This is a genomic window from Novosphingobium tardum (genome assembly GCF_042652045.1).
Lineage (GTDB): Bacteria > Pseudomonadota > Alphaproteobacteria > Sphingomonadales > Sphingomonadaceae > Novosphingobium > Novosphingobium tardum.
The window spans coordinates 1,193,262-1,216,794 of sequence record NZ_JBHSDR010000006.1 but is presented as its reverse complement, the minus strand read 5'-3'; the positions used below and the strand labels follow the sequence as shown (position 1 = coordinate 1,216,794).

Genomic DNA, 23,533 nt, shown 5'->3' with positions numbered 1-23,533 from the left:
AGCGAACAGATGAATGGGCAGTTGTATAATATCGTGCTGCATTAGTTGCGAACTGTAGGAACATTTTGAACTTATGGTTTACAGTGAACAGTACTCTCTTTGTTCAATGGTGTAAAAATGATCGATCCTATTGATGACTTCTTTCGAGTAGGCCGCGCCCTGCTGTTTCTATTCGGTCGCTCCACGCGAGGATGGCCAACCACCGCTTGGGGATTGCTCCGTATCCGTAGAGTGCTCCGGCCAGCTGTCCCGTGATCGCGGCTGTGGTGTCGGCGTCGTCGCCCAGGTTCGCGGCGAGCAGCACGGCCGACGCAAAGTCGCTCGTTCTCGCCACGGACCACAGCGCCGCTTCCAGCGCGTGCGCGACATACCCCGACGAGTTGATCTGGGCCCGGGGCTTGCCGCGCCAGCTGCCCTTGACGATCGCACGGATCGCTCCCGCACCCTCGCTGCGTGGGCGCAGGACCTCGGTCCGCGGCCTCCCTGAAATCGCATCGGCCAGGATATCGGCGTAGAGCACGCACGCGCTCACCGCCTCGGGCGCTGCATGCGTGGTCTGGCTTTGGCGCGCCGCGAGGTCTGCCAGGCGGCCGCGGTCATCCCAGCTGGCCAGCGCCACGGGCGCCAGCCGCATCAGCGACCCGTTGCCAGCTGCGAAACGGTCGGTCGATCCGGACACAGGTCGACCTGTCCTTTGATAGGCTCGCAGTGCCAAGCTCGTCGTTCCCCCGATGTCGAAGCAGCGCCCGGTGCACGAGTAGGTGCCGTGCGCATACCAGCCGACGAAACGGTCCATGAGGTCCCGCTCATCGAGTCCTGGATAATCGATCAGCGACTCGGCAAGCGCCAGCGCCATCGCGGTGTCGTCGGTCCACTGCCCCGGCTCCAGCCCGAACGGCCCTCCGCCGACGATGTCAGTTAGCGGTGGGTAACTGTCGCGCCGCTTGAATTCGAGTGTCGTGCCGAGCGCGTCGCCAATCGCCATCCCGACGATCGCCCCGAGGCCGCGATCGCCAATTGCCTCGCTCGACGTTGCCGGGGCTTCTTCTGCGACTGGACTTTGCGCGAGGACATGGGCTTGCTGCGCGCTGGTTTCGATCGCGCCGGGACGCGCCGCGCGTACCGCGGCGATCGCGCTGCGTGGATCATGACCTAGCTCAGCCATCAACCGCGCGGCCACGGTCCCGGCCCGGCCGAGCCCACCCTTGCAGTGAACGACGACGTTGAAGCCCGAACGCAGCCGGGCGCGCAGCGCAGCGCCTAGTTCGATCCATGCGCGTTCAAAGCCACTCCCGGGCGCCGTGACGTCGGGGATTGGCAGGTGCAGCCAATCCATGTGGCGGGCTTGGACTTGTGCGCCCAGGTCGGCGACCCCAAGCTGGTCGAGCTCGTGCTGCTCGACCAGGGTAACGACGGCGGTGGCACCCCAAGCAGCAATCGCATCAAGATCGATCCCTAGATCGCGGGCCCACCCGCCGGTCAACGCAGCTGGCTGGGTCTTGCCCGGACAGAAGGTGATCCCGATCGAGCCCATCCCGGGGCCCACCGCGACAGTGTCGATCTTGAGCGGATGGCTGAGGCTGGTCCTGGTCATGCGCGAGCACTCCGTCGATAGAGTTCGGCCGGGCGAAACGCGCAGCCGCTCTCGCGCCGACCCGTTGGCTCGATCCGCTTGCTGTCGAGCATGCGTTTGCGGAAGGGCGGTTTGCTGAGTTGCTCTCCCCGGATCGCCTCGTGGACCTCCTGCAGCTGGCGCAACGTGAACTCCTCGGGCAACAGACTGAACGCTACGTCCGACCAGTCCAGCTTCGCGCGGAGCCGGTCGACCGCTACCGTGACGATCTCCTCGTGGTCGAACGGCAACGGCTCGAGTTCACAACCGTCGTGGTGGATGATCCGGATCGTGTCTTGCTGACGCTCGACCGTCGCGAGCGTGGCCGGACCCACGTAGTCGTCGTCGACCAGGTGCTGGAGCCGCGCACATGGAAGCAGCGCAAAGTAGGCCACGCTGACCACCCGCATCCGCGGGTCACGGGCGGGGGCGCCGAACGTGCGCAACTGCTCGAGAAATTGTGGCTCAAGCACCAGCTCTTCGCGCACGACCCGCGCCGCGGTGTCGGCGAGGTCTTCGTCAATTCCGACGAAAGTGCCGGGAAGGCCAAAGCTTTCCGCGAATGGCGCGGACTCGCGAAACTGCAGCAGCACTCGCAAGCGACGGTCAAGGACGGTCATCAGGACGAGGTCGACCGTGACGGCCACCGGGGGGAAGTCGGTTGGATCGTAGGTCTTCAGGAAATCGGCCTCGGACATCCCCCTACTTAGATTAAAGATAGATATAAGTAAAGGGGATCAAACATCGATCCAATAGGAATCTGTCTCGAGGCCTCCGAAAGCGTCGGGATCGAACGTGGGGTCCGGAGGGTTCTTGCGCCTCGTGGCGACGTTGAACGCTGAACGCCGGTCGGCCTCCGCTCGTTGCGCTTCCTGGTCCTCGTAGTCGTTACGAGGATCGAGCCATTGCTGGCTGAGCCTCGCCAGGTATTCGCGCGGCGCGTGCGCAGCTATTGGCCTGAGCTTGGCCCGGGCCCGCTCGAGCTCTTCCCTGAGCGCTTCGTAGCGCCTGTTGTGCATTCCCCGCGGCCGTCCGCACCCCACGAGCTCTGCTAGGGCGGCGACCTTCTCGTGCGCCGCTGCTGCGCTCCCGATCCGCTGGCTCCGATAGTGAAGCCCCGAGCACCCGTCGCAGGTCCAGTGGCCTGCCTGAAAGACCAGGTGCCTGCACGTCCTCTCGCAAGCGGGACACACGAACAACGAGAACCGGCGCGAATCGTCGTAGTTGCGGGCCTTGGCCGTCGAGACGCAGATAGGCCCTTCCTCGCCCCCCGCGAGGCGAATACACTCCGTGAACAGGAGCAGCGATCCGTCATCCCGCGGGTCCACGTCGCAGTGGGCGAACCGCTCGCCGTCCTCCCACCGCCAGATGCAGCGCAACTGCCCTGATTCCACCGCATTGAACACGACCTTCGCGTCCAGGCGCGGGTGCCCTTCCAGGCAAGCCGGCGGATCGCGAAAACGTCCAGGAATCTGGCTGTGACTGTCCGACATCAAGGCTCCGTTTTTTAATGGGGTATGGCCCCAAATACGAATATTCTAAAATAACAGCAAATCGTTTGCCTTTTCCAGTGCGCCTTGGTCGAGGATGCGGCCCCGGACGGAGTCTATCGCGGCAATCCCGCAACGCTGCTGCGCGAGCGGCCACGGTTTCTTAAAGGCCGCGCGCTATAGCCGAGGGCATGGCAAGCTCGGGTCACTTCCTGTCGGTTTTCGCAGCGCTCTGGATTGGCGGCTGCAGCGCAAAGGTGGCCGATACCCCTCCGCAACCGCCTGATGCGCTGACCGCAAGGGCGCTCGACATGCCGTTTCTGGTCGATCCGATGCTCGAACGGCAGAGCCGCTCGCTTGCCGTCCTGTCGTTCGGCTCTCCGCTCGACGACCTTCCGCCCAACGCCGCCGATACGCCCGCCTGGACTAGCGGTCGCGCAGGCCCACGGTGATGCTGGCGCGCGGTTGCTCCATCTCGGCCGAGGCGACCGGATAGGCGCAGTAATCGGCCGCATAGTAGGCGCTGGGCCGGTGATTTCCGGACAATCCGATGCCGCCGAACGGCGCCGCCGACGACGCGCCGTTGGTCGGCCGGTTCCAGTTGACGATCCCTGCGCGGATGTTCGCCCAGAACCGGTTGTAGTCCTGCGGAGTCCCGCCGATCAGCGATGCCGACAAGCCAAAGCGCGTGGCGTTCGCTTCGGCAATGGCGGCATCGAAGTCGTCCACCCTGACGACCTGGAGAAGGGGGCCGAACAGTTCGACGTCGGGCCTCTCCGCGATCGAGCTCACGTCGATGATCGCGGGCGTGACGAAAGGACGGTCGGCGTGGGGACGCACCATGTGCTTGATCGCACGACCTCCGTGCGAAAGCAGGTAGACGAAGCTTTCCGTCAGCCCGTCGGCCGCGGCGTTGTCGATCAGCGGGCCCATGTAGGGCGCGGGATCGTCGAACGGACCACCCACGATGAGGCGATCGGCAAGCTGCTTAACCTCGCCAACAACGGCGTCGTACAGGCTGTCCTTCACGATCAGGCGGCGCGCGGCCGAGCATCGCTGCCCGGCGGTGGTGAAGGCGGACTGGACGATCAGCGCCGCGGCGTCGGCGACGAGGGGCGTATCCCAGACGACGATCGGATTGTTGCCCCCCATCTCGAGCGCGACGATCTTGCCGGGATCGGCCGCCAGCTTGCGGTTGATCGCAATGCCCGCGTGGGCCGAACCGGTGAACAGCACCCCATCGACACCGGGGTGAGCGACCAATGCCTGCCCTTCCTGCGGCCCGCCGATCAGCAATTGGACAACGCCTGCAGGGATGCCCGCACGGTGCAGGCACGCGACCAGCGCCTCGCCCACCGCAGGTGTCTTTTCGGATGGCTTGAAGATAACCGCATTGCCGGCGATCAACGCGGGAACGATGTGGCCGTTCGGCAAGTGCGCCGGAAAATTGTAGGGCCCAAGCACGGCCATGACGCCGTGCGGCTTGTGGCGCAGCGACATCGTTCCCTGCATTGCGCTGTCCAGCTTTCGGTGCGCGCTGCGCTCGGCATAGGCACGGATCGAGATCTCGACCTTGCCGACCACGCTATCGACCTCGGTGCGAGTTTCCCACACCGGCTTGCCTGTCTCGCGCGCGATCAGTTCGGCAAGATGCTCGCCGTCCTTGCGCACTTCGTTGGCAAAGCGGCGGACCATTTCCATCCGCGTCGCCAGTGGCAGCGCCGCCCATGCCGGCCACGACCGCCGCGCCTGATCGACGATCGAATCGACATCGCCGATCTGCCCGCGCCACAGCTCGAGCCCGGTCGCAGGCTCGTAGGAGACGATTTCCGCAGCGCTCACCCTGTCCGTACCCCGTTGCGATGGTTTCCCGCCTTACCGGGGTTGACGCCATAGGAGCAAGGACGGCTGTTTGGCAAAGCCACGTTCAGGCCGCGACGGCAGACTTTTCGTGTCCCGCTGGCGTGGGCGGCGCCCCGTGGGCTTCGCCCATCCTGCGCAAGGCGGCAACCTTGTCGGAAAGGGCGGTCCAGTCGTCGCTCTCCGCGATGCGCGCCCAGATCGCCTCGACCTCGTCGATCAGCATCGTCTGCGGGCCGCCCTCGGCCCAGTAGGGATGATCGTCGCCGACAGGCCGGTGTCCGCTTCCCAGCGACTTGGCGGTACGTTCGCGAAAGAAGAATTCGTCCACGCCGAGGCCCTCCTTCAACATCCGCTGTTCCGCGGAAGCGGCCAGCGCGACATCAGCCTCCATCCCGGCCGGCTCGAGACCCAGGCGCCAGGCGAACCTGCGGCCAAGGGCGGCGCGGTAAAGGTCAGGGAAACGCTCTAAAGCTTCGATCAAGGGCGGCGCCTCGCTCAACAGCCGCAGCGCGACGGCAAGCTGGCCGCAATTCCAGTGGAGTGCTTCGGGTTGGCGGCCGAATGCATAGAGGCCGCTGTGATCGAAATATGCCGCGGTGAAGCCCGGCTCCCACTTTGGCAGCCACCGCCACGGACCATAGTCGAAGCTTTCGCCCGAAATGTTCATGTTGTCGGTGTTCAGGACGCCGTGCACGAAACCCGCGACCATCCACGATGCGGCAAGGTCCGCCAGTCGTTCGACCACCTGGTTGAGCAGCAGCGCGGCGCCCGTGGCGCTTGCGTGGGCGGGGCCAGGGTAATTGGCGAGGCAGTATTCGACCAGCTCGGCCATATGGTCCGCCTCACCCAGCGCGGCGAGGCGCTGGAAAGTGCCGATCCGGATATGGCCGTGGCTTAGCCGGACGAGGACCGCGGAACGGGTCGGCGAAGGCTCGTCGCTTCGCCACAATTCTTCGCCCGTCTCGACGACCGAGAAGGTGCGCGACGTATTGACCCCCAGCGCCTCGAGCATCTCGGTCGCGAGAATCTCGCGCACCGCGCCCTTCAGCGTAAGGCGCCCGTCGCCCTGCCGGCTCCACGGCGTCTGGCCCGAACCCTTGGTCCCGAGGTCCATAAGGCGGTCTGCGCCATCGAGCATCTGCGCGAACAGGAACCCGCGCCCGTCGCCCAGCTCAGGGTTGTACACCCGGAACTGGTGGCCGTGGTAGCGTAGCGCCAGCGGCAGGGGGAGATTGCCGGCGAGCGGTGCAAAGCGGCCGAAGTGCGCGGCCCATTCGCCATCGTCGAAATTGTCCAGGCCGACTTGTGCGGCGGCGCGATCGTTGCGGAAACGGACGGTCGCAAGGGGGAACTCGGCCGCTGCCACGGGATCGGCAATCCACTCGGAAAGGGCCGCGATTCGGGGAGCGGGGCGGTAGATCGCGGGTTGCGGAGAGTTGCGCATCGGGCAATAGTGGGGCCCGCAAACCATGCGCGCAAGCGCAGCCCTGACGATCACAAGGGACATTACACACGATGGCCGAAGCCACGGCGCCGCCGTCCTTCGAGGATCGCTTCTGGTCGAGCGCTGACGGGCTCAAGCTGCATTACCGCGACTATCCGGGCGATTCAGGCCGCTTGCCGGTGATCTGCCTGCCCGGTCTGACCCGCAATGCCCGCGATTTCGAAACCTTGGCCGCCCATCTTTCGGGCGAACGCCGAGTCCTGTGCCCCGACATGCGCGGGCGGGGCGACAGCGATTATGCCAAGGACCCGATGACCTATCTGCCGATCACTTATGTCGCGGATATCGAGGCGCTTCTCGCCGACCAGGGGATCGAGCGTTTCGTGGCGGTCGGCACCTCGCTCGGCGGCCTGATGACCATGTTGCTCGCTTTCGCAAACCCGTCGCGCCTTGCCGGCGCGGTGCTCAACGACGTGGGGCCCGAGGTCAGCGCGGCCGGGATCGAGCGAATCCGCAGCTACGTCGGACAGGGGCGAAGTTTTCCTACCTGGATGCACGCCGCGCGGGCCCTTCAGGACGCGCAGGGCGATGTCTATCCCGATTTTTCCATCGCCGACTGGCTGGTGATGGCCAAGCGGGTGATGACCCTGGGCAGCGGGGGGCGCATCGTCTTCGACTATGACATGAAGATCGCCCAACCCTTCGCCAATCCGTCCCAAGGCGGCGCGCCGGGGGCGGCCGCGCCAGACATGTGGCCGGCCTGGCGGGCGATGGGGGGCCGTCCGGTCCTCGTCCTGCGCGGCGAGAATTCGGACATACTCGAACGGCAGGCTGCCGAGGCGATGATCGCTACGGTGCCGGGTTCAAGGCTGGTGACGATACCCCGCGTGGGCCACGCTCCCACGCTAGACGAGCCCGCGGCCGTCGCCGCAATCGATGCGCTGCTGGCAAGCGCCGATGCCGCCGCCGGCCTTTCCGGCAACCAGCGGGTCGCCTGACCGCAGATGGCCAAGCCTCCCCGGACAGAGCCACGCGCGGCGCCCCTGCGCCTGCTTCATGTTCACAGCAGTTTCGACCCCGGGGGCAAGGAGTTGCGCTGCGTCGCGCTTATCAACGCGTTCGGACCCGCGGTCGCGCATTCGATCGTATCGGCAGTGCCGGGGGCGATGGGCGCGGCGCGCCACGTGGCGCGCGGCATCCCCGTGCTCCGGATCGGATTGCCGGGATTGGTTGGGGGGCCCTGGCCGCGCCGGATGGAGGCGCTGGCGCGGGCGATGAAGGGCTACGATCTCATCCTCACCTACAACTGGGGCGCGATGAACGCGGTCCTTGCGCACACGCTGTTTGGGAAGCGTCACGGGCTGGCGCCGCTCATTCACCATGAGGACGGTTTCAATTCGGACGAAGCCGCCGGTCTCAAACCCACGCGGAACTGGTTCCGGATGCTGGCGCTCGCGCGGGCGCAGGCGCTTGTCGTGCCCTCGCGCGGGCTGGAACGGATCGCGCTGGACCATTGGGGCCAGCCCCCGGCACGGGTCCACCGAATAGCGAATGGCGTTGTGACGAAGGCCTATGCCGGCAAGGCTGCGCGCGATGCACTGCCGCGGGTGATCAAGCATCCGGGCGAGTTGTGGGTCGGCACCTTTTCAGGGCTGCGGCCGGTCAAGCACCTGACGCGGCTGGTCCGCGCCTTTGCGGCGCTCCCCGAGCCTTGGCAACTCGTGATCGTCGGCGACGGGCCCGACCATGACGCGATCCGTGCCGAGGCGATCCGCCTCGACATCGGCCACCGTGTTCACCTTCCCGGCTTCGTCGCCAACCCGGCAAAGGTCGCTGGCCTGTTCGACCTGTTCGCGCTGTCTTCCGACAGCGAGCAATTCCCCATCTCGGTGGTCGAGGCGATGGCGGCGGGCCTCGCGGTGGTAAGCCCCGCGGTGGGCGACATTGCCGAGATGGTATCTGCCGCGAACCGGCCCTTCATCACCCCGCCGGGAGACGAGGGCGCGCTGACGGCAGCACTCGCGGACCTTGCCGCCCTGCCGGCGGAGCGCAAGCGGATCGGCGGGGAAAACCGCGCCCGCGCCCGTGCCGAGTACGAATTCAGCGACATGGTCGGACGTCACGCAGCGCTCTATGCAAGGGCCATGGGCCGCGCCGCGTTTCCCTGATCGGGGCGGACGCAGCGGCGAGGCGGCTTAAGCGGCGGTTCACCCGTCGGCGGCGAAGAAGATTGAAATGATGCGGGTCTTCGCTAAACAGCGCGCGACCTTCGCTCAATCAATTCGAAAGCCCACCTTGGCCCTTCGCCCCACCCGTCCGCAAAGCCGTTCCCAGCAACTCGCCACGCGCACAGACGTGAAGGCGGATGCCCAGCAGGACGTGTTCCTTCGCGAGGTCGACGACGCCTTGCGCGAAGACCAGATGCTCACGGTGATGAAGCGCCATGGTGCGGTCATCGGCGCAGTGGTCTTCGCCGCTTTGGTCGCTCTTGCGGGATGGCTGTGGTGGAATTCTCATACAGAGGGCAAGGCTGCCGAACAGGGCGAGAAGTTCACTGTCGCGCTCGACCAGATCGAGGCCGGCCAGATCGATCCCGGCAATGCCGCGATCGCGCCCGTGATCGCCGAGGGCGGGGCGGGATACAAGGCCGCGGGCATGATGATGCAGGCGGGAATCGCGCTCCAGAAGGGATCGCGCGAGCAGGCTGCGAAGCTTTTTGGCCAGGTCGCAGCGGATTCTGACGCTCCCCAGCCCTATCGCGATCTCGCCAGGATCCGTCAGGTCGCGACCACTTTCGACAGCATGAAGCCTGATGCGGTGATAGCCCAGCTCAAGCCGCTGGCGGTGCCGGGCAGTCCGTGGTTCGGCAATGCCGGCGAACTCGTCGGTGCAGCCTATCTCAAGCAGGGTCGCAACGATCTTGCCGGCCCGCTTTTCGCCGCGATCGCCAAGGATCCCACCGTGCCGGAATCGCTGCGTTCGCGCAGCCGCCAACTCGCCGGGCTGCTCGGCGTCGATGCGATCGTCAACGTCGAGGCTGAAGTCGCGCGCGTGATCGACGCGAATGCCGCAGCCAATCCTGGTGCGGCCCCCGCGTCGGCCGCTGCCGCGCCCGCTCCATCGGGTCAGCAATGATATTATTGATTCAAGGACTTATTGCATGAGCCGAGTGCCGTTTCGCCGCAAGTCGGCCGCATCGTTGGTCATCCTCGCGCTCGCCTTGGGTGGCTGCGGGGTAATCGGCGGCAAGAAAGGTCCCAAGTCCACCCCTACGCTGGGCGATCGGGTTCCCGTGCTCTCGCGGATCGAAAGCGGGGCCAAGGTCGATCCGTCGCTCGCGGCGATCGCGGTCGTCCTTCCGCCGGCCGAAACCAACACCGAATGGGCCCAGGCCGGGGGCAACGCCGCCAAAAGCTATGGCCATCTCGCCCTCGGCGACGCCCCCCAGCGGGCATGGACGGCATCGATCGCGGGGTCGACGGCGCGCGAAAGACTTGCAGCATCGCCGGTCGTCGGCGGCGGGCAGTTGTTCGTGTTCGACACCGCGGGCGAGGTTCATGCCTTCGACGCGGCGACGGGCCGCGAGAACTGGAAGGTTTCGCTACGCGGTTCGGAAAACAACAACTCCGTGTTCGGCGGCGGGGTCACTTTCGCCGATGGCCGCGTCTATGCCACGACCGGTCTGGGCGAGGTTGCTGCGCTCGATGCCTCGAACGGTAGCCAGCTGTGGCGAGTTAAGCCCGCCGGACCGCTGCGCGGTTCGCCCACCGTTGCGTTCAATTCGGTCTTCGTGATGACGCAGGACAACCAGATCCATGCGCTCAACGCCAGCGACGGCAGCCCGGAGTGGAACGAATCCGCCTCAACCGGCTCAGCGAGCGTCTTTGGCGTGGGTGCGCCTGCCGCCGGGCAAGGCACTGTGGTGGCCGGCTACAGCTCGGGCGAACTTACCGCATACCGCTATGAAAACGGCCGGGCGCTCTGGGCCGATGCGCTCGCCCGGACCAGCATCTCGACCAGCGTCTCGACGCTGACCGACATCGACGCGGACCCGATCATCGACCGGGGGCGTGTTTATGCGCTGGGTCAGGGTGGCCGCATGGCCGCTTACGAACTGGTCACCGGTCAGCGCATCTGGGAGCTCAGCCTCGCAGGGATTTCGACCCCGGCCATCGCGGGCGAGTGGATTTTCACCCTCACCGACGATGCGCGCCTGCTCTGCCTGGCGCGCACGACCGGCAAGGCGCGCTGGATCACGCAGCTTCCGCACTGGAAGAACGAGGAAAAGAAAGACGGTCCGATTTTCTGGACCGGTCCGGTTCTCGCCAACAACAAGCTGTGGGTCGCCAATTCGCGGGGCGAGGTGCAGTCGGTCGCGGTCGCTGACGGCACGCCCAGCCCGTTCGTGAAGCTGGGCGCTCCTGTCTCGCTGGCACCGATCGTCGCGAACGCCACGCTCTACATCCTCGACGACAGCGGCAAGATCACCGCCTTTCGCTAAGTCGGGCGAGGCCGCCGGCGGCCGCTTTCACGACTTGCACACTTCTGACCGCTAAGGCCGGGCGCGATGGACGCGCGCGCTCTCGACGAAGATGTTCCCGCCCGCCGCCCGGCGAGCGACGTTTCCGCTTGGGTCGGCCTGGCGGGGCTTGGCGGGCTGTCCACCTGGCTCGCGATCTGCCGAAACTGGGCTGCCATCGCCGATGCCTTCGCGCTGCCGGGCCCGCACGCACCGATGAGCGGCCCTTACGCTGCCGTCGCGGCGGTGGTGTTTTCAGGCGTGCCGATGGTGCTGTGGTCGATCCTCGTCGACAAGGCCCATCGTCGCAGTTCGACGGGGATCGACTGGGCGCGGCCCCGTCTGCTCGCTTCGGTGATCGACGTGTCGTTGACCAAGCTTGCCGGCCTCTGGGCGACCTGGGCGGGCATCGGCTTCGCCTACTGCCTCGCGCGCTGGTATTGGCAGGGGAACTACCTCTTCGCGATGGACGTGCTTGCTGCCGTCGCCCCGGTTCTGTTCGTGCTGTCGATCCCCTACGTCCTCTGGCTCGATCGCGTCCTGATCGAACCGCGCGACGGTGCCTGGCATTTCGGGGCGATGCTGATGGGCCGCGAAGCCTGGGACGGCGCCGAAGTTCGCGCGCACTGGCGAGCCTGGGCAGTAAAGGGCTTCTTCACGGCGTTCATGATCTCGATCCTGCCGCCGGGCTTTGCGGCGCTGGTGACGCTCGATGTCGATACGATCGCCGGCAATCCGGTCGCGATGGCAACATGGGGCACCGAATTGCTGTTCCTCATCGATGTCCAGATCGCGATGGTCGGCTACCTGCTGACGATGCGCCCGCTCGACGCGCAGATCCGCAGCGCCAACCCGCATCTTTCGGCCTGGCTGGCGGCCCTGATCTGCTACCCCCCGTTCATCCTGATGGGCGAGGGCGGACCGCTCGATTATCATCACAATACCGCGGACTGGGCCTTCTGGCTGCAGGATCATCCGCCCGTGTTATGGCTGTGGGGCTGCCTCCTGATTTCCCTGACCGCAATTTACGCCTGGGCCACGGTCGCGTTCGGGCTGCGCTTTTCCAACCTGACCTATCGCGGCGTCCTGACCAACGGCCCCTATGTCCTGTCCCGGCATCCGGCCTACCTGTCGAAGAACGCCTTCTGGTGGCTGGCGACCATGCCCTTCCTAGCTACCAGCGGATCGCTGGTCGACGTGATCCGCAACACCGCAATCCTGGCGCTGGTGAGCGCGGTCTATTACTGGCGGGCGCGGACCGAAGAGAAGCATCTCCTGGCCGAGGATCCCCGGTATCGCGAGTATCATGCCTGGATGGGTCGCAATGCGCCGCTGACCAAAGGTCTCGGCGTTGTCGCGCGGGCGTTTTCGCCACGCGGCAGGCAACTACAACCCGCCGAATAGGGATCAGAGCGCCCGGCCTTCGTTCGCCGAGTACAGCTTGATATTGCGTTCGCTGAGGCCAAGGGTGGTCCGCTCGGCAACCCATTGGGCCATGTGCGCGCTCTGCGCATGACTTTTGACCGCCGCCTCGTCAGTCCATTCCTCGCTCACGCGGATCAGGCCGGCATCGACCATGTCCTCGGCATAGGAATAGCTAACGCACCCTGGCTCGGCGCGAGTTGCGGCAATGACCCTGGCCATCATCGGGCGCGCCCGGTCGAGGTTTTCGACCGGAATGCGAAAACTCCCCATCACGATCACCACGGTCCGATCTTCCCCCAATGTCTTCAGAAGCTGTGCTCGTAGACGCGCGAAATGTCGCCGCCCCACGCACCATTATAAAGGTCCAGCAATTCCTCCGCCGGCGTCTTGCCGCGCGCCACGATCTCCTGCAGCGGGGCGAGAAATCCGGTTTCATTGTCGCCGCTGCGGTTGCGCCGGTCGCGCGCGACGAGACCGGATTGCGCAATGGCGAGTGCCTCGCGCGCAATATCGATAAGCTTTCCTCCACCCGGCACCGGGGCGGCAAGCCCCTGGCGGGGGACAGCCTGGCGCAGGGCCTCGCGCTCGTCCATCGACCAGTCCTTGACGAGATCCCACGCCGCATCGAGCGCGCCCTGATCGTAGAGCAGTCCGACCCATAGCGCAGGAAGCGCGCAGATCCTGCTCCACGGACCGCCATCGGCGCCGCGCATTTCCAGGAAGCTCTTCAGCCGAACTTCGGGAAAGGCGGTCGAAAGATGATCGATCCAGTCGGACCGCCGCGGAAGTTCGCCGGGAAGCGCAGGAAGCTTGCCGGCCATGAAATCCCGGAAACTCTGCCCGGCCGCGTCGATGTACTTGCCGTCGCGGAACACGAAATACATCGGCACGTCGAGCATGTAGTCGACATAGCGCTCGTAGCCGAAGCCGTCCTCGAACACGAAGGGCAGCATGCCGGTGCGGGCCGGATCCGTATCCGACCAGATATGGCTGCGGTAGGAAAGGAAGCCGTTGGGCTTGCCTTCGGTGAACGGCGAATTGGCGAACAGGGCCGTTGCGAGCGGCTGAAGAGCGAGCCCGACCCGGAACTTCTGAACCATGTCGGCTTCGCTCGAATAATCGAGGTTCACCTGGATCGTGCAGGTCCTCAACATCATGTCGAGGCCCATCGAGCCCACCCGGGGCATGTGGCGCAGCATGATCGCGTAGCGCCCCTTGGGCATGATCGGCAGCTCGTCGCGGCGCTTGTCGGGCCACATGCCAAGGCCCAGGAACCCTGTCCCCGTGCGTTCGCCGATGGCCTTGACCTGATCCAGGTGACGCCCGGTTTCGGCGCAGGTCTGGTGGAGATTGTCGAGCGCGGCGCCCGAGAGCTCGAGCTGCCCGGCAGGCTCGAGGCTGACGGTGCCGTCGCTGCCCGCCATTGCGATGACGTTGGGCCCATCGGGACCTTCCTCGACGACCGGATCCCAGCCGAATTCGCGCAGCGCCAGCAAAAGGTCGCGGATACCGCCGGGCTCGTCGTACGATGGCGCGTGGTGATCCTTGCGGCTGTAGACGAACTTTTCGTGCTCGGTGCCAATGCGCCAGGCCGACTTGGGCTTCTCGCCCTTGATCATCGGCGCGATCAGATCGTCCTTGTGACCGATCACGGGATCGTTGCTGTTTGAAACCGTTCTGGTGCTCATGGCTGGCCGTTAGGTGAGCGTCCGGCCTTGTTCCAGCACAAATTGCGCAGCGTCGTCAGTCCCCCAGTCGCCCGACACTGCCATCCAAAGTGCGCAACCAGCGATCACCGCGGTTTCTCCCCGCAGAATTCGCGGTCCCAGCGATATGGACGTTGCGCCGATGGCGCGGATGGCGGTCCGTTCGGCGTCGTCGAAACCGCCTTCCGGCCCGACGAGCAAGGCCGCGGGTGCGGGTCGCGCGGCGAAGGCGCTGGCCGCGCTTTCTCCGCCAAGTTCGTCGGCGAACAGGAGCGCTCGCGACGGCTGCCATTGCCGCAGCAGGGCATCGAGCGAGAGCGGGGCCGCGAGTTCTGGCAGGGCGGTTCGGGCGCATTGTTCGGCAGCTTCGGTCATGATCGTGCGGGCGCGCTCGAGATTGAGCTTGTCGGCGACCGCGCGCCGCGTGATCACCGGCTGTATTCGCCGAACGCCCAGTTCGGTCGCCTTCTCGAGCACGAGGTCGAATGCGGGCTTTTTCAGCAGCGCTGCGCACAGCGTGAAATCCGGTACATCCTCGCGCGGGCGCAGCCGCTGCTGGATGGAAAGGGCAACGTCACGCTTGCCCACAAGGGTCACGCGCGCCACCCATTCGCCGGTGAGGTCGTCGCACAGCACCACGGCATCTCCGGCCGCGACCCGCATGACGCGCGACACATAGTGCGCCTGCGCACCTTCAAGCGAGATCGCTCCGCCTTCGCTCAGGGGCCCGGCAACGAATAGCCGGGGAGCACTGCGCGGGGGCCAGGCGGGGGTTGCGGGCATCGGCAATCAGCTCCACAGCGGCGCGGATGGAAAGCCCTAGCGCTCCCGCCGCCCAAGCGCCACCGGACAGCCAGCACGGCGCACTGCTCAGCCTGCTGCCTGCCGCCTGGCAGCCCTACGCGCTGCTCGCCCGGCTGGATCGGCCGATCGGATGGTGGCTACTGTTCTGGCCGTGTGCCTGGGCCGTCCTTCTGGCGGGAGGGGGCTTGCGGTGGTCCCTTGTTGCCTGGCTTCTGATCGGCGCAGTGGCCATGCGCGGCGCGGGCTGCGTCTATAACGACATCGTCGACCGCGACCTCGACGCGAAAGTGTCCCGCACTGCCACGCGGCCGGTGGCGAGCGGCGCGGTCTCGGTCCGTGCCGCCTGGATCTGGCTCGGCGCGCTTCTCGCGGTGGGCCTGATCGTCTGGCTGCAGCTTGGCTGGCCCGCCCGGTTCGTCGCCCTTGCCAGCCTGGCGCCAGTGGCCGCATACCCCTTCATGAAGCGGATCACCTGGTGGCCGCAGGCGTGGCTTGGGATCGTCTTCAGTTGGGGGGCACTGGTCGGTTGGGTTGAAGTCAGGAGCGATCACCTCGGCGTATTGGCGCTGCTCTACGCCGGGTCGATCGCCTGGGTCGTCGCCTACGACACCATCTATGCCCTTCAGGACCGCGAGGATGACGCCTTGATCGGGATACGGTCGAGCGCGCTGAGGATGGGTGCGAACGTGCGCTTCGGCGTGGCGCTGTTCTACGGGGCGGCAATCGCGCTGTGGTCCTGTGCATTCCTGTTGCTTCGCCGCGATCCACTCGCGCTGCTCGCGCTGCTGCCGATCGCCGGTCACCTCGCGCGTCAGGCGATCCTGCTCCGCCCCGACGACGGAGCAGGCGCCCTGACCCTCTTTCGCAGCAATCGCTTTGCCGGATTGCTCATGGCGATGGCCTGCTACGTCGTCGGCAACACCGGTTTCTAGCTGCTGTAGCTGACCACCTCGAACTCGATTCCGTCCCAGTCGAAGAAATAGAACCGCTTGCCGGGATAATAGTCGTCGTGATTGAACGGCGTCAGGCCGTGCGCGACCACGACCGCCTCGGCCGCATCGAGATCGTCGACCTCAAGGCCGACGTGATTGAGGGGAACGCCTTTCGAGAAGGGCCCCCCGCGCCCCTCATTGGTGTAGAGCGCCAGGTAGCCGATATCGCTGCCAACGTGGATCGTGCGTCCGCCCATCTGGGAGGGACCACGCCAGCGTTCGTGCCAGCCGCACATTTGCATGAAGAGCGCGGCGGAGCGATCCGGATCGCTGACGGTGATGTTGGCATGTTCGAGACGGGCTACGGCCATGACTGAAACTTCCTCCACAAGGCGTTGAAACTGTTTGCCGCAGCCACTCTTGCGAATCACCCGGCTTGCCACTTGTGCAACCTCAAGCTAACTTGAGGTCAAACGAAAAAAGAGGTCGGGGAATGAATCGCGACGATCTGGTGAGCATCGGCACTTTGGCAAAGCGAACCGGCGTCGCCGTTTCAGCGATCCGGTATTACGAAGAGCGAAAGCTGCTCACGAGCTTGCGGACCGGCGGAAACCAGCGGCGGTTCCTACGCTCCGACATTCGGCGGATCAGCTTCATTCTGATCGCGCAAAAGCTTGGCCTGGGTCTGACCGAAATCGAAGCCGAACTGGCGACCCTGCCACAAGGCCGCACGCCGACGCTGACGGACTGGCAGCGGATCAGCCGCTCGATGCGCAACCAACTCGATGCCAAGATCCAGCTTCTGACGCGGACCAAGCAGAAGCTGGACCAGTGCATCGGATGCGGCTGCCTCAGCCTCCAGCGGTGCCAGCTCTATAACAAGGACGATCGCGCCGCGGGCGGCGGAACGGGTCCGCGGTTCGTCCTGGACTGAACGGCGGCGGCGCGGCCCCTTATTCGGCCGCCAGCAATGCCTCCGCACCGCCCAGATCCACGCTGACCAGGCGCGAGACGCCCTGTTCCACCATCGTGACGCCGAACAGGCGGTGCATCCGGCTCATCGTCACCGCGTTGTGCGTGACGATGAGGTAACGGGTCGCGGTCTCGCTAACCATCGCGTCGAGCAGGTCGCAGAACCGCTCGATGTTCGCATCGTCGAGCGGCGCGTCGACCTCGTCGAGGACGCAGATCGGTGCCGGGTTGGTGAGGAACAGCGCGAAGATGAGCGCGATGGCCGTCAGCGCCTGTTCGCCGCCCGAAAGGAGCGTGAGCGATTGAAGCCGCTTACCCGGTGGCTGCGCGAAGATTTCGAGCCCGGCCTCCAGTGGATCGTCTGAATCGACAAGCGCCAAGTGGGCCTGTCCGCCGTCGAACAGCCTGGTAAAAAGACGGCGGAAGTGACCATCGACCGCTTCGAAGGCCGCGCGCAGCCGCTCGCGGCCCTCGCGGTTGAGATTTCCGATCGAGCCGCGAAGTCGGTTCACGGCTTCTCCGAGTTCCGCCTGTTCGGCGGCGCTCTCGCCGTGCCGCGCCTCGGCCTCGGCCAATTCTTCGGCGGCGACCAGATTGACAGGGCCGATCCGTTCGCGCTCGGCGACGAGCCGGTCCATCGCTGCAGATTCGTCCGTAGCCGTCCCGACATCCTCAGTCGCAAAACCCAGACGGGGCGGGAGGAGAGGGGGCGGGCACTGGAAGCGCTCGCCTGAGATGCGCGCCATCTCCTCACGCCGTGCTTCCTGGTTCTCCGCCCGTGCCGCGGCGCCGGCTCGCGCCTCTCGCGCCGTTGAAAGCGCCTCGGCAACCGCGGCGAGCGTCGCGGCGGCTTCCTTGGTGGCGGCTTCGTGTGTGGCAAGCACAGCTTCAGCCGCCGCAAGCTCGGCGCCGAGGCGCTCACGGATGGCTTCCCCCTCTTCAATGTCCCGGATCAGGCCGGCGGGCTTGGCCGCGATGACCGCGCGCTCCGCGACCAGTTCGTCGCGGCGCTTCGCCATGTCGGCCATGCGCCGCTCGGCATCCCCGACGCGTCCCTGCCAACTGCGGATGTCGCCCCGCAAGGTCGCCCGTCTTTCGCGCAGGGCGGCCAATCCCTGCTCGAGCGACGCCGAGGCGGCGAGCGCGAGCTGAAGCGACTGACGAGCGTCATCGTGACGCCGGCGGGCCTGTTCCACTGCCTCGCGTCCCACCGCCGGATCGGGAAGTCCCTCCCGGCGCGACTGGGCCTCGCGATGTTCGGCCAGCGCGGCCGCTTCCTGTTCGGCCAGGTCACCCAGCATGCGCTCGATCTCGGCGGAACGCGCGGCATGCCGGTCGACCGCCGCTTCGGCCTGGTCGCGGGCTCGCACTGCCGCCCGCTCTGCCTCTATCGCACGGGCGAGCTTCTGCTCGGCCGCGGCCAATTGCGATTGGTGGGACTGAAGCGCGTTGTTTGTCTCCGCCGCGCCCAATTCCGCGGCGTCGCGTGCGGTCCTGAGCGCGGGGAGGGCTTGCTCGATCGACGCGAGGCGGTTGGCCGCCTCCAGCTCTGCCGCGCTCGCCGCGCCTTCGCCGCGCACTACGAAGCCGTCCCACCGCCGCAGTTCGCCCGCTCTGGTGACGAGCCATTCGCCAGGACGAAGGACCTCGCCATCATCCACTTCACGGAACCGCACCAAAGCCAGACGGGCCGCAAGTTCGTGCGGCATCGTGGATACGTGATGGGCCAGGCTGTCGGGCAACGAAGCAGGGGTGGGGGCGCCGGTCCAGAACCGTCCTTCGAGGGCAGCCGCCGGCACACCGAGCGCCGAGCGCGCGTCGCGTCCCAAAACCGCCGCGAGCGCCCTCTCATATCCCGGGGCCGCCCGAACGCCGTCAATCGCCAGCTTTCCCGATGCCTTTCGTTCGCGCGCCTTGCGTTCGCGATCCAAAGCATCCGCTTCCCTTTCCAGCGAAGCACAATCGGCCCGCGCCCGGGCAAGATCCTCGCTTGCCGCATCTCGGGCGGACGAGAGCCGCGCCCGTGCTTCGGCTAACCCATCGCGCGCGGCCTGCGCCGCTTCACGCTCGGCAGAAGAAGCCTGAAGCGCCTCGTCCGCAGCGGCAAGGAGGGTGGCCGGGTCGGTCTCGCGGCGGCGTGCATCTGCTTCGGCCTTGCGCCGTGCCAATTCGGCGCGGGTACGGTCGAGCCGCGTGGCGGCGCTCGCAAGGGCGGCATCGGCAATGCGCCAATCGGCGTCGATCCCCGCCTGCTCCGCCTGGCCCTGCGCCAGTGCGAGTTCAGCAGCCCGGGCGGCGCGCTCGGCGTTTTCCTGCGCGGCCAGCAGCGAAGGGCGGCGGGCCTCTTCGGTTTCTAGCGCCTGTTCGGCCTCGAGCGCGTCACGCTCAAGCCGGTTCATCGCTTCCGCGGCGTCGCTGGTCAGGCGTCCGGCGTCGCCGGCGTCCTCGTCGATCCTCGCAATCTGGCGGTCGAGATCGACAAGGCGCTGCTCGGCAGCCTCGAGCTGGCTGCCGAGCGTCGCCATACGATGCCCATGGGCGGCGGCATCCTGCCGGCGGTCCGCAAGCTCGTCGCGCGCGAGTGCGGCTGCGGCTGCGACCGTGTGTTGGGCATTTTGCGCAAGTTCGGCTTGCCGTTGCGCGGTCGCGACCGCTGCTGCCGCCCCTTCGGCCTCGATCCGCGCGAGCCTTGCGGCATCCTCTGCCTCGACCCAACGGGCAAAGACGAGACGTGCTTCCGCCACCTTCACCTTGTCGCTGATCTGGCGATAGCGTTCTGCGGCACGGGCTTGGCGGCGAAGCGCGGCGATCTGGGTCGACAAGCCGGCGAGCAGGTCTTCGAGGCGGAGCAGGTTGGCTTCGGTCGCGCGGAGCTTTGCCTCGGCATCGCGGCGGCGGACGTGAAGCCCGGCGATACCAGCCGCTTCTTCGAGCATCTGCCGTCGTTCGGCCGGTTTTGCCGCGATTACGGCTGCGATGCGGCCTTGGCTGACCAGCGCCGGGCTGTGGGCGCCGGTCGCCGCATCCGCAAAGACCAGCGCAACGTCCTTGGCGCGGACGTCGCGGCCGTTGATCCGGTAGGCGGATCCCGCACCGCGCTCGATGCGGCGCGTTACCTCCAGTTCCCTGTCCGAATCGTTGTCGGCAAGCGAACCGCGCGCGGTGAGCACGACTTCGGCGAAATCCCGGGCGGGGCGCGTGCCGGTGCCGGCGAAGATCACGTCTTCCATGCCGCCGCCGCGCAGGGATTTCGGGCTCGATTCGCCCATTACCCAGCGAATGGCCTCAAGCAGGTTGGACTTGCCGCAACCATTGGGGCCGACCACCCCGGTCAGCCCCCGTTCTATCCGCAGTTCCGCGGGTTCGACAAAGCTCTTGAAGCCCGACAGGCGGAGCTTCTCGAATTGCATCAGCGGCCCCCTCCGCTGCCGCCGATGCCCTAGCGGGCGCCCGCGTTCTGGAGCATCGGCTCAAGCTGCGCCCACATCACCGACCCGACATTCGCACCGTTCAGGTAGAAGGTCGGCGTGCCGGTGATGCCATAGGTGGTCGAATACTTGTCGGTCTGCTGGGCGAGCGATTCGGCCTTCTTCACGTCGGCGAGGCAGCGTCCGCCCTGGTCTGCCGCAATGCCGCGTTCGGCGAAGAACGTGTCCATTCCCGCGAGCTTGGCGATGGCGGAAAAACGCTTGTCGGGCGGGGCATTGCCAGCCGCAGTACGATCGGCCTCGCTGGCCTTTTCCATGTTGTTGAACATGTTCGGCTGCCAGGCCCAGAACTGCTCGCTCAACGGAATGACCGCCTCGGGTGAACCGCAGGTGGCGAGCATCGCGGCCGGGATGTCGAACGCGTTGAGCATGAACAGGCGCAGCTCGTAGCTGACCCGGCCACTGGCGACGTAATCGTCGCGCAGCTTGGCGAAGCTTTCCTTGGCGAACTCGGCGCAGTGCGAGCAGCTAAGCGCCCCGAACTCGACCAGCTTGATCGGAGCGTCGGGGTTGCCCATCCGATAGCCACCTTCCGGCGTGACGGAGACGACTTCGCTCCATGCCTTGCCGCTAGGGGCAGGGACCTTGGCCAACGGCTGTGCGCTGGGGCTGGCCAGCGCGGCCGCGGGATCGGCGGCTTGTTCCTTCTTGCACCCGCCGAGGGCAAGAGAGGCAATCGCCAGCGGGGCCAGTGCGAAAAGCGAGACGCGGCCAAATTTGCCTGAAGTCATGCGCGAACGGGCTCCGGAAAAAAGAACTACGAAGGCGCGAGGCTAGAGCAATCCGCGGGCAAGTTGAAGGCTTACCCCTGAGAAACGCACTTAATCTCCACAACTCCGCACCCAGAGGCGCAGTAATTCCGAATCAATCGACGCGGGCGGCGAGCTGAGGACGAAGCGAGGCCCAGTCCGATGTGCCGGAAAGGACAACGCCGTCGATCGCGAACGACGGAGTGCCTCGCACGAAAAGGCGCTGCGCGGCGTCTTCGGTCGCCTTTGCGAGCCGGTTTGCCAGCGCCTCGTCCGTCAGGCACTTGTCGACCTGCTGGGCGGTATATCCGCGTGTCGCCATGATGGGATAGAAGTGGAAGTCGTCTGCAATCGCACGCGTCCGTGCGGCGAAGGACCCGCTGGACCAGCGGGCCTTCTGTGCCGCGCTGGCATCCTTCAGCGGCGCGATCCACTTGGCCTGGCTGCGCAGGAACGCCGTGTGGTTCAGGAAGAACTTCTCGGGCGGTCCGCAGTGGGTCAGCAACGCCACGGTCATGTCGATCGGATCGCGGACGAAGCTGCGCACCTCGATCGAACCCTTGCCATTGGCGACGAAGGCGAGCCGCAGCGGGGCATCGGCCTCGGTTTCGAAGTGCGCACAGTGTGGGCAAGTGTAGCTGATGAATTCGGTAAGGCGGACTTTCGCGTCCGGGTTGCCGAGAATGTAAGTATCATCCGCGGTGCGGCGCACGACGGTGTTCCAGTTGCCGTTCGTCACGCTGCGCCCCGGCAGCGGCTTGGCGGCGGGCTTTTGCGGAGCGGCCGCGCCGAGAGCTACCGCTGCGGCGGCGAGACCCAGCGCCCCAACAATCCGAAGGCCCCTGTCAAGCATCGTCATCGTCTCCATTGCCGCTGGCCGTGCCAAGGCTTCGCGCCAGCGATTCAAGCACCGTGCGCAATTCCGGGTCGCCGATGTCGCGAAGGCTTTCGCCCAGTTCCATCGGGATTGGCCGCAAGGACGGCGGGCTGGTGCGCGCTTCAGCAGAACCACCCTTAACCCGGTCCGAATGGATCACGCCCTGGCGCAATTTCACCCGTGCGACAGCGCTGTAGCCGAAGAATCGGTTCACCCGCTCGATGATCTCGGGAATGACGTGCTGGATCAGAGGGGCGTGCGCAGGCGTGACCACCAATTGGAGAATGCCGTCGCGCTTTTCCCCCGGCGCGAAACGGATCGCCTCGGGGACGCAGGCGCGGGCATGGCGTTCGCCGACGATCTCGGGCCAGCGGCTGACGACGCTCGACTGCACGAAGCCGAAGCGGCGAAAGGCCGTGCGTCCCACTTCGGGCATCAGGTCGGCAATGGCGCGCGCCGGACCGCCGCGCGCACGCTCGAACGGCTTGGCGGACGCGGCGCGACCGGGCTTGCGCGGCTTGTCTGGTGGTACGCTTTCCATGGCAGCGCCGCGCATGCCATAGCAGCACGATGCAGGCCAGTACCGACACCGCCGGCGAGGCAGGAGGCGCGATCGCCATTCCCCTGCTCGCCTGGTACGACCGCCATGCCCGTCGCCTGCCCTGGCGCGCGTCGCCGGGAGAGCCCGCGCCCGATCCGTATCGGGTCTGGTTGTCCGAAGTGATGCTGCAGCAGACTACGACTGCCGCCGTCGCGCCCTATTTCGCGCGCTTCGTCGATCGTTGGCCGACCGTCGGCGATCTCGCAGCGGCAGACGAGGCCGAGGTGATGGCTGCGTGGGCGGGCCTTGGGTACTACAGTCGCGCCCGCAACCTGATCGCCTGCGCGCGTGCTGTGGCGTCATCGGGCGGATTTCCCGATACGGAAGAAGGACTGCGGCGCCTTCCGGGGATCGGGGAATATACCTCCGCCGCGATCGCCGCGATTGCGTTCGGCCAGCGCGCCGTGGTGATTGACGCCAATGTCGAAAGGGTGGTGTCGCGCCTGTTCGCGATAGACGAGGCGCTTCCCGCCGCCCGCAAGGCTATCCGCGTGGCTGCCGACGAAATTACTCCTGCAGACCGCAGCGGGGACTTCGCCCAAGCGATGATGGATCTCGGCGCGACGATATGCACTCCGCGCGGCCCGCGCTGTCTCCTTTGTCCGCTACGCCAGAAATGTCTGGCATTCGCGCTAGATCGGGCCGAGGACTTTCCGGTCCGCGCGCCCAAGCGCACAGTACCCCAGCGCCGCGGGCTCGCCTTCTGGCTGGTCCGGGAAGGGGCGGTGTGGCTGGTTCGCCGTCCAGCGAAGGGAATGCTCGGGGGCATGCGGGCGCTGCCCGATGACGGGTGGAGCGCCGGTGCCGATGGGTCGGGCACAGCACCACAAGGGGGAAACTGGAAGCCGGGCGGCATCGTTCGGCATGGGTTCACCCATTTCGGTCTCGAACTGCAATTGATGCTGTGCGAAGACGGCGTCTGCGCTAGCCTTGACGACGAAGGCGGTGAATGGTGGCCGCTGGACCGCCTCGACGAAGCGGGTTTGCCGACGCTTTTTGCAAAGGCTGCGCGGCTCGCTCTCGAGGCAGGTACCGATGGGAGAGAATGACC

The 23,533-nt window shown here is 66.3% G+C and carries 22 protein-coding genes; 9 read left to right on the top strand and 13 right to left on the bottom strand.

The features are described from left to right. Nucleotides 1-127 precede the first annotated feature (127 nt). From ACFO0A_RS13875 to ACFO0A_RS13865, 3 genes are read right to left on the bottom strand one after another with little or no spacing between them, the layout of a single operon-like run. Nucleotides 128-1,594 (bottom strand): ADP-ribosylglycohydrolase family protein, encoded by a 1,467-nt coding sequence (locus ACFO0A_RS13875; RefSeq protein WP_379539594.1) that lies wholly within the window; start codon nucleotides 1,592-1,594, stop codon nucleotides 128-130. Further along, entirely contained in the window at nucleotides 1,591-2,310 is a 720-nt protein-coding gene (locus tag ACFO0A_RS13870) for an NUDIX hydrolase (RefSeq protein ID WP_379539593.1), read from the bottom strand. The genes ACFO0A_RS13875 and ACFO0A_RS13870 overlap by 4 nt, the downstream gene beginning before the upstream one ends. Nucleotides 2,311-2,349: 39 nt before the next feature. Next, complete coding sequence (locus tag ACFO0A_RS13865) at nucleotides 2,350-3,105, bottom strand: hypothetical protein (protein ID WP_379539592.1); 756 nt, start codon at nucleotides 3,103-3,105, stop codon at nucleotides 2,350-2,352. 188 nt (nucleotides 3,106-3,293) lie between these two features. Here ACFO0A_RS13865 and ACFO0A_RS13860 point away from each other — a divergent pair, with 188 nt between their 5' ends. Continuing rightward, on the top strand, nucleotides 3,294-3,554 hold the full coding sequence (locus ACFO0A_RS13860; RefSeq protein ID WP_379539591.1) for a hypothetical protein: 261 nt from the start codon (nucleotides 3,294-3,296) through the stop codon (nucleotides 3,552-3,554). Here ACFO0A_RS13860 and astD read toward each other — a convergent pair. Further along, nucleotides 3,529-4,944 carry a succinylglutamate-semialdehyde dehydrogenase gene (gene astD / locus ACFO0A_RS13855; protein ID WP_379539590.1) on the bottom strand — a complete coding sequence of 472 codons (1,416 nt, stop codon included), beginning with the start codon at nucleotides 4,942-4,944 and terminating at the stop codon, nucleotides 3,529-3,531. The two genes, ACFO0A_RS13860 and astD, sit on opposite strands and share 26 nt — an antisense overlap. Nucleotides 4,945-5,029: 85 nt before the next feature. Beyond that, nucleotides 5,030-6,409, bottom strand: a complete 1,380-nt coding sequence (locus ACFO0A_RS13850) for a protein adenylyltransferase SelO family protein (RefSeq protein ID WP_379539589.1) — start codon at nucleotides 6,407-6,409, stop codon at nucleotides 5,030-5,032. 71 nt (nucleotides 6,410-6,480) lie between these two features. On the opposite strand from ACFO0A_RS13850, the gene ACFO0A_RS13845 reads away from it, so the two are divergent. The 5 genes from ACFO0A_RS13845 (at nucleotide 6,481) to ACFO0A_RS13825 (ending at nucleotide 12,332) form a co-directional block, all read left to right on the top strand. Then, nucleotides 6,481-7,407: an alpha/beta fold hydrolase gene (locus ACFO0A_RS13845; protein WP_379539588.1), complete on the top strand. Its 927-nt coding sequence runs from the start codon at nucleotides 6,481-6,483 to the stop codon at nucleotides 7,405-7,407. 6 nt (nucleotides 7,408-7,413) lie between these two features. Then, nucleotides 7,414-8,577 carry a glycosyltransferase gene (locus ACFO0A_RS13840; RefSeq protein WP_379539587.1) on the top strand — a complete coding sequence of 388 codons (1,164 nt, stop codon included), beginning with the start codon at nucleotides 7,414-7,416 and terminating at the stop codon, nucleotides 8,575-8,577. Nucleotides 8,578-8,704: 127 nt separating this feature from the next. Then, nucleotides 8,705-9,544: a tetratricopeptide repeat protein gene (locus tag ACFO0A_RS13835; protein ID WP_379539586.1), complete on the top strand. Its 840-nt coding sequence runs from the start codon at nucleotides 8,705-8,707 to the stop codon at nucleotides 9,542-9,544. Nucleotides 9,545-9,569: 25 nt separating this feature from the next. Next, nucleotides 9,570-10,910 (top strand): outer membrane protein assembly factor BamB family protein, encoded by a 1,341-nt coding sequence (locus ACFO0A_RS13830; protein WP_379539585.1) that lies wholly within the window; start codon nucleotides 9,570-9,572, stop codon nucleotides 10,908-10,910. Between the two features lie 66 nt (nucleotides 10,911-10,976). Beyond that, entirely contained in the window at nucleotides 10,977-12,332 is a 1,356-nt protein-coding gene (locus tag ACFO0A_RS13825; protein ID WP_379539584.1) for a methyltransferase family protein, read from the top strand. Between the two features lie 3 nt (nucleotides 12,333-12,335). Here ACFO0A_RS13825 and ACFO0A_RS13820 read toward each other — a convergent pair whose 3' ends face one another. The 3 genes from ACFO0A_RS13820 to ACFO0A_RS13810 are packed head-to-tail and all read right to left on the bottom strand — an operon-like array spanning nucleotide 12,336 to nucleotide 14,842. Further along, the gene (locus ACFO0A_RS13820; RefSeq protein WP_379539583.1) at nucleotides 12,336-12,653 is read right to left on the bottom strand and encodes a putative quinol monooxygenase; all 318 of its coding nucleotides are present in this window, start codon (nucleotides 12,651-12,653) and stop codon (nucleotides 12,336-12,338) included. Between the two features lie 5 nt (nucleotides 12,654-12,658). Continuing rightward, entirely contained in the window at nucleotides 12,659-14,041 is a 1,383-nt protein-coding gene (locus ACFO0A_RS13815; RefSeq protein ID WP_379539582.1) for a glutamate--cysteine ligase, read from the bottom strand. Between the two features lie 9 nt (nucleotides 14,042-14,050). Continuing rightward, entirely contained in the window at nucleotides 14,051-14,842 is a 792-nt protein-coding gene (locus ACFO0A_RS13810; RefSeq protein ID WP_379539581.1) for a 16S rRNA (uracil(1498)-N(3))-methyltransferase, read from the bottom strand. 26 nt (nucleotides 14,843-14,868) lie between these two features. Between ACFO0A_RS13810 and ubiA the strand changes: the two genes are divergently transcribed. Continuing rightward, nucleotides 14,869-15,795 (top strand): 4-hydroxybenzoate octaprenyltransferase, encoded by a 927-nt coding sequence (gene ubiA, locus ACFO0A_RS13805; RefSeq protein WP_379539580.1) that lies wholly within the window; start codon nucleotides 14,869-14,871, stop codon nucleotides 15,793-15,795. Here ubiA and ACFO0A_RS13800 read toward each other — a convergent pair. Then, nucleotides 15,792-16,166 (bottom strand): VOC family protein, encoded by a 375-nt coding sequence (locus tag ACFO0A_RS13800; RefSeq protein WP_379539579.1) that lies wholly within the window; start codon nucleotides 16,164-16,166, stop codon nucleotides 15,792-15,794. The two genes, ubiA and ACFO0A_RS13800, sit on opposite strands and share 4 nt — an antisense overlap. A gap of 122 nt (nucleotides 16,167-16,288) precedes the next feature. Here ACFO0A_RS13800 and soxR point away from each other — a divergent pair, with 122 nt between their 5' ends. Next, nucleotides 16,289-16,729, top strand: coding sequence for a redox-sensitive transcriptional activator SoxR (gene soxR / locus ACFO0A_RS13795; protein ID WP_379539578.1), 441 nt, complete (start codon nucleotides 16,289-16,291; stop codon nucleotides 16,727-16,729). 19 nt (nucleotides 16,730-16,748) lie between these two features. Here soxR and ACFO0A_RS13790 read toward each other — a convergent pair whose 3' ends face one another. The 4 genes from ACFO0A_RS13790 to ACFO0A_RS13775 all read right to left on the bottom strand — a co-directional run bounded on the left by ACFO0A_RS13790 (nucleotide 16,749) and on the right by ACFO0A_RS13775 (nucleotide 22,422). Beyond that, entirely contained in the window at nucleotides 16,749-20,177 is a 3,429-nt protein-coding gene (locus ACFO0A_RS13790) for a chromosome segregation SMC family protein (RefSeq protein ID WP_379539577.1), read from the bottom strand. Between the two features lie 29 nt (nucleotides 20,178-20,206). Further along, nucleotides 20,207-20,986 (bottom strand): thioredoxin domain-containing protein, encoded by a 780-nt coding sequence (locus ACFO0A_RS13785; protein ID WP_379539576.1) that lies wholly within the window; start codon nucleotides 20,984-20,986, stop codon nucleotides 20,207-20,209. 133 nt (nucleotides 20,987-21,119) lie between these two features. Further along, a complete protein-coding gene (locus ACFO0A_RS13780) occupies nucleotides 21,120-21,857 on the bottom strand; it encodes a thioredoxin domain-containing protein (protein ID WP_379539575.1) in 738 nt (245 codons plus the stop codon). Further along, on the bottom strand, nucleotides 21,850-22,422 hold the full coding sequence (locus ACFO0A_RS13775; RefSeq protein WP_379539574.1) for a DUF721 domain-containing protein: 573 nt from the start codon (nucleotides 22,420-22,422) through the stop codon (nucleotides 21,850-21,852). Before ACFO0A_RS13775 ends, ACFO0A_RS13780 begins: the two co-directional genes overlap by 8 nt. A gap of 29 nt (nucleotides 22,423-22,451) precedes the next feature. Between ACFO0A_RS13775 and ACFO0A_RS13770 the strand changes: the two genes are divergently transcribed. Continuing rightward, on the top strand, nucleotides 22,452-23,531 hold the full coding sequence (locus ACFO0A_RS13770) for an A/G-specific adenine glycosylase (protein ID WP_379539573.1): 1,080 nt from the start codon (nucleotides 22,452-22,454) through the stop codon (nucleotides 23,529-23,531). Nucleotides 23,532-23,533 lie beyond the last annotated feature (2 nt).

Bases quoted from the DNA above. Each gene is read 5' to 3' on its own strand.
- ACFO0A_RS13875 (WP_379539594.1), bottom strand. From the start codon at position 1,594: ATGACCAGGACCAGCCTCAGCCATCCGCTCAAGATCGACACTGTCGCG.
- ACFO0A_RS13870 (WP_379539593.1), bottom strand. From the start codon at position 2,310: ATGTCCGAGGCCGATTTCCTGAAGACCTACGATCCAACCGACTTCCCC.
- ACFO0A_RS13865 (WP_379539592.1), bottom strand. From the start codon at position 3,105: ATGTCGGACAGTCACAGCCAGATTCCTGGACGTTTTCGCGATCCGCCG.
- ACFO0A_RS13860 (WP_379539591.1), top strand. From the start codon at position 3,294: ATGGCAAGCTCGGGTCACTTCCTGTCGGTTTTCGCAGCGCTCTGGATT.
- ACFO0A_RS13850 (WP_379539589.1), bottom strand. From the start codon at position 6,409: ATGCGCAACTCTCCGCAACCCGCGATCTACCGCCCCGCTCCCCGAATC.
- ACFO0A_RS13845 (WP_379539588.1), top strand. From the start codon at position 6,481: ATGGCCGAAGCCACGGCGCCGCCGTCCTTCGAGGATCGCTTCTGGTCG.
- ACFO0A_RS13840 (WP_379539587.1), top strand. From the start codon at position 7,414: ATGGCCAAGCCTCCCCGGACAGAGCCACGCGCGGCGCCCCTGCGCCTG.
- ACFO0A_RS13830 (WP_379539585.1), top strand. From the start codon at position 9,570: ATGAGCCGAGTGCCGTTTCGCCGCAAGTCGGCCGCATCGTTGGTCATC.
- ACFO0A_RS13825 (WP_379539584.1), top strand. From the start codon at position 10,977: ATGGACGCGCGCGCTCTCGACGAAGATGTTCCCGCCCGCCGCCCGGCG.
- ACFO0A_RS13815 (WP_379539582.1), bottom strand. From the start codon at position 14,041: ATGAGCACCAGAACGGTTTCAAACAGCAACGATCCCGTGATCGGTCAC.
- ACFO0A_RS13810 (WP_379539581.1), bottom strand. From the start codon at position 14,842: ATGCCCGCAACCCCCGCCTGGCCCCCGCGCAGTGCTCCCCGGCTATTC.
- ubiA (WP_379539580.1), top strand. From the start codon at position 14,869: ATGGAAAGCCCTAGCGCTCCCGCCGCCCAAGCGCCACCGGACAGCCAG.
- ACFO0A_RS13800 (WP_379539579.1), bottom strand. From the start codon at position 16,166: ATGGCCGTAGCCCGTCTCGAACATGCCAACATCACCGTCAGCGATCCG.
- soxR (WP_379539578.1), top strand. From the start codon at position 16,289: ATGAATCGCGACGATCTGGTGAGCATCGGCACTTTGGCAAAGCGAACC.
- ACFO0A_RS13790 (WP_379539577.1), bottom strand. From the start codon at position 20,177: ATGCAATTCGAGAAGCTCCGCCTGTCGGGCTTCAAGAGCTTTGTCGAA.
- ACFO0A_RS13785 (WP_379539576.1), bottom strand. From the start codon at position 20,986: ATGACTTCAGGCAAATTTGGCCGCGTCTCGCTTTTCGCACTGGCCCCG.
- ACFO0A_RS13780 (WP_379539575.1), bottom strand. From the start codon at position 21,857: ATGCTTGACAGGGGCCTTCGGATTGTTGGGGCGCTGGGTCTCGCCGCC.
- ACFO0A_RS13775 (WP_379539574.1), bottom strand. From the start codon at position 22,422: ATGGAAAGCGTACCACCAGACAAGCCGCGCAAGCCCGGTCGCGCCGCG.
- ACFO0A_RS13770 (WP_379539573.1), top strand. From the start codon at position 22,452: ATGCAGGCCAGTACCGACACCGCCGGCGAGGCAGGAGGCGCGATCGCC.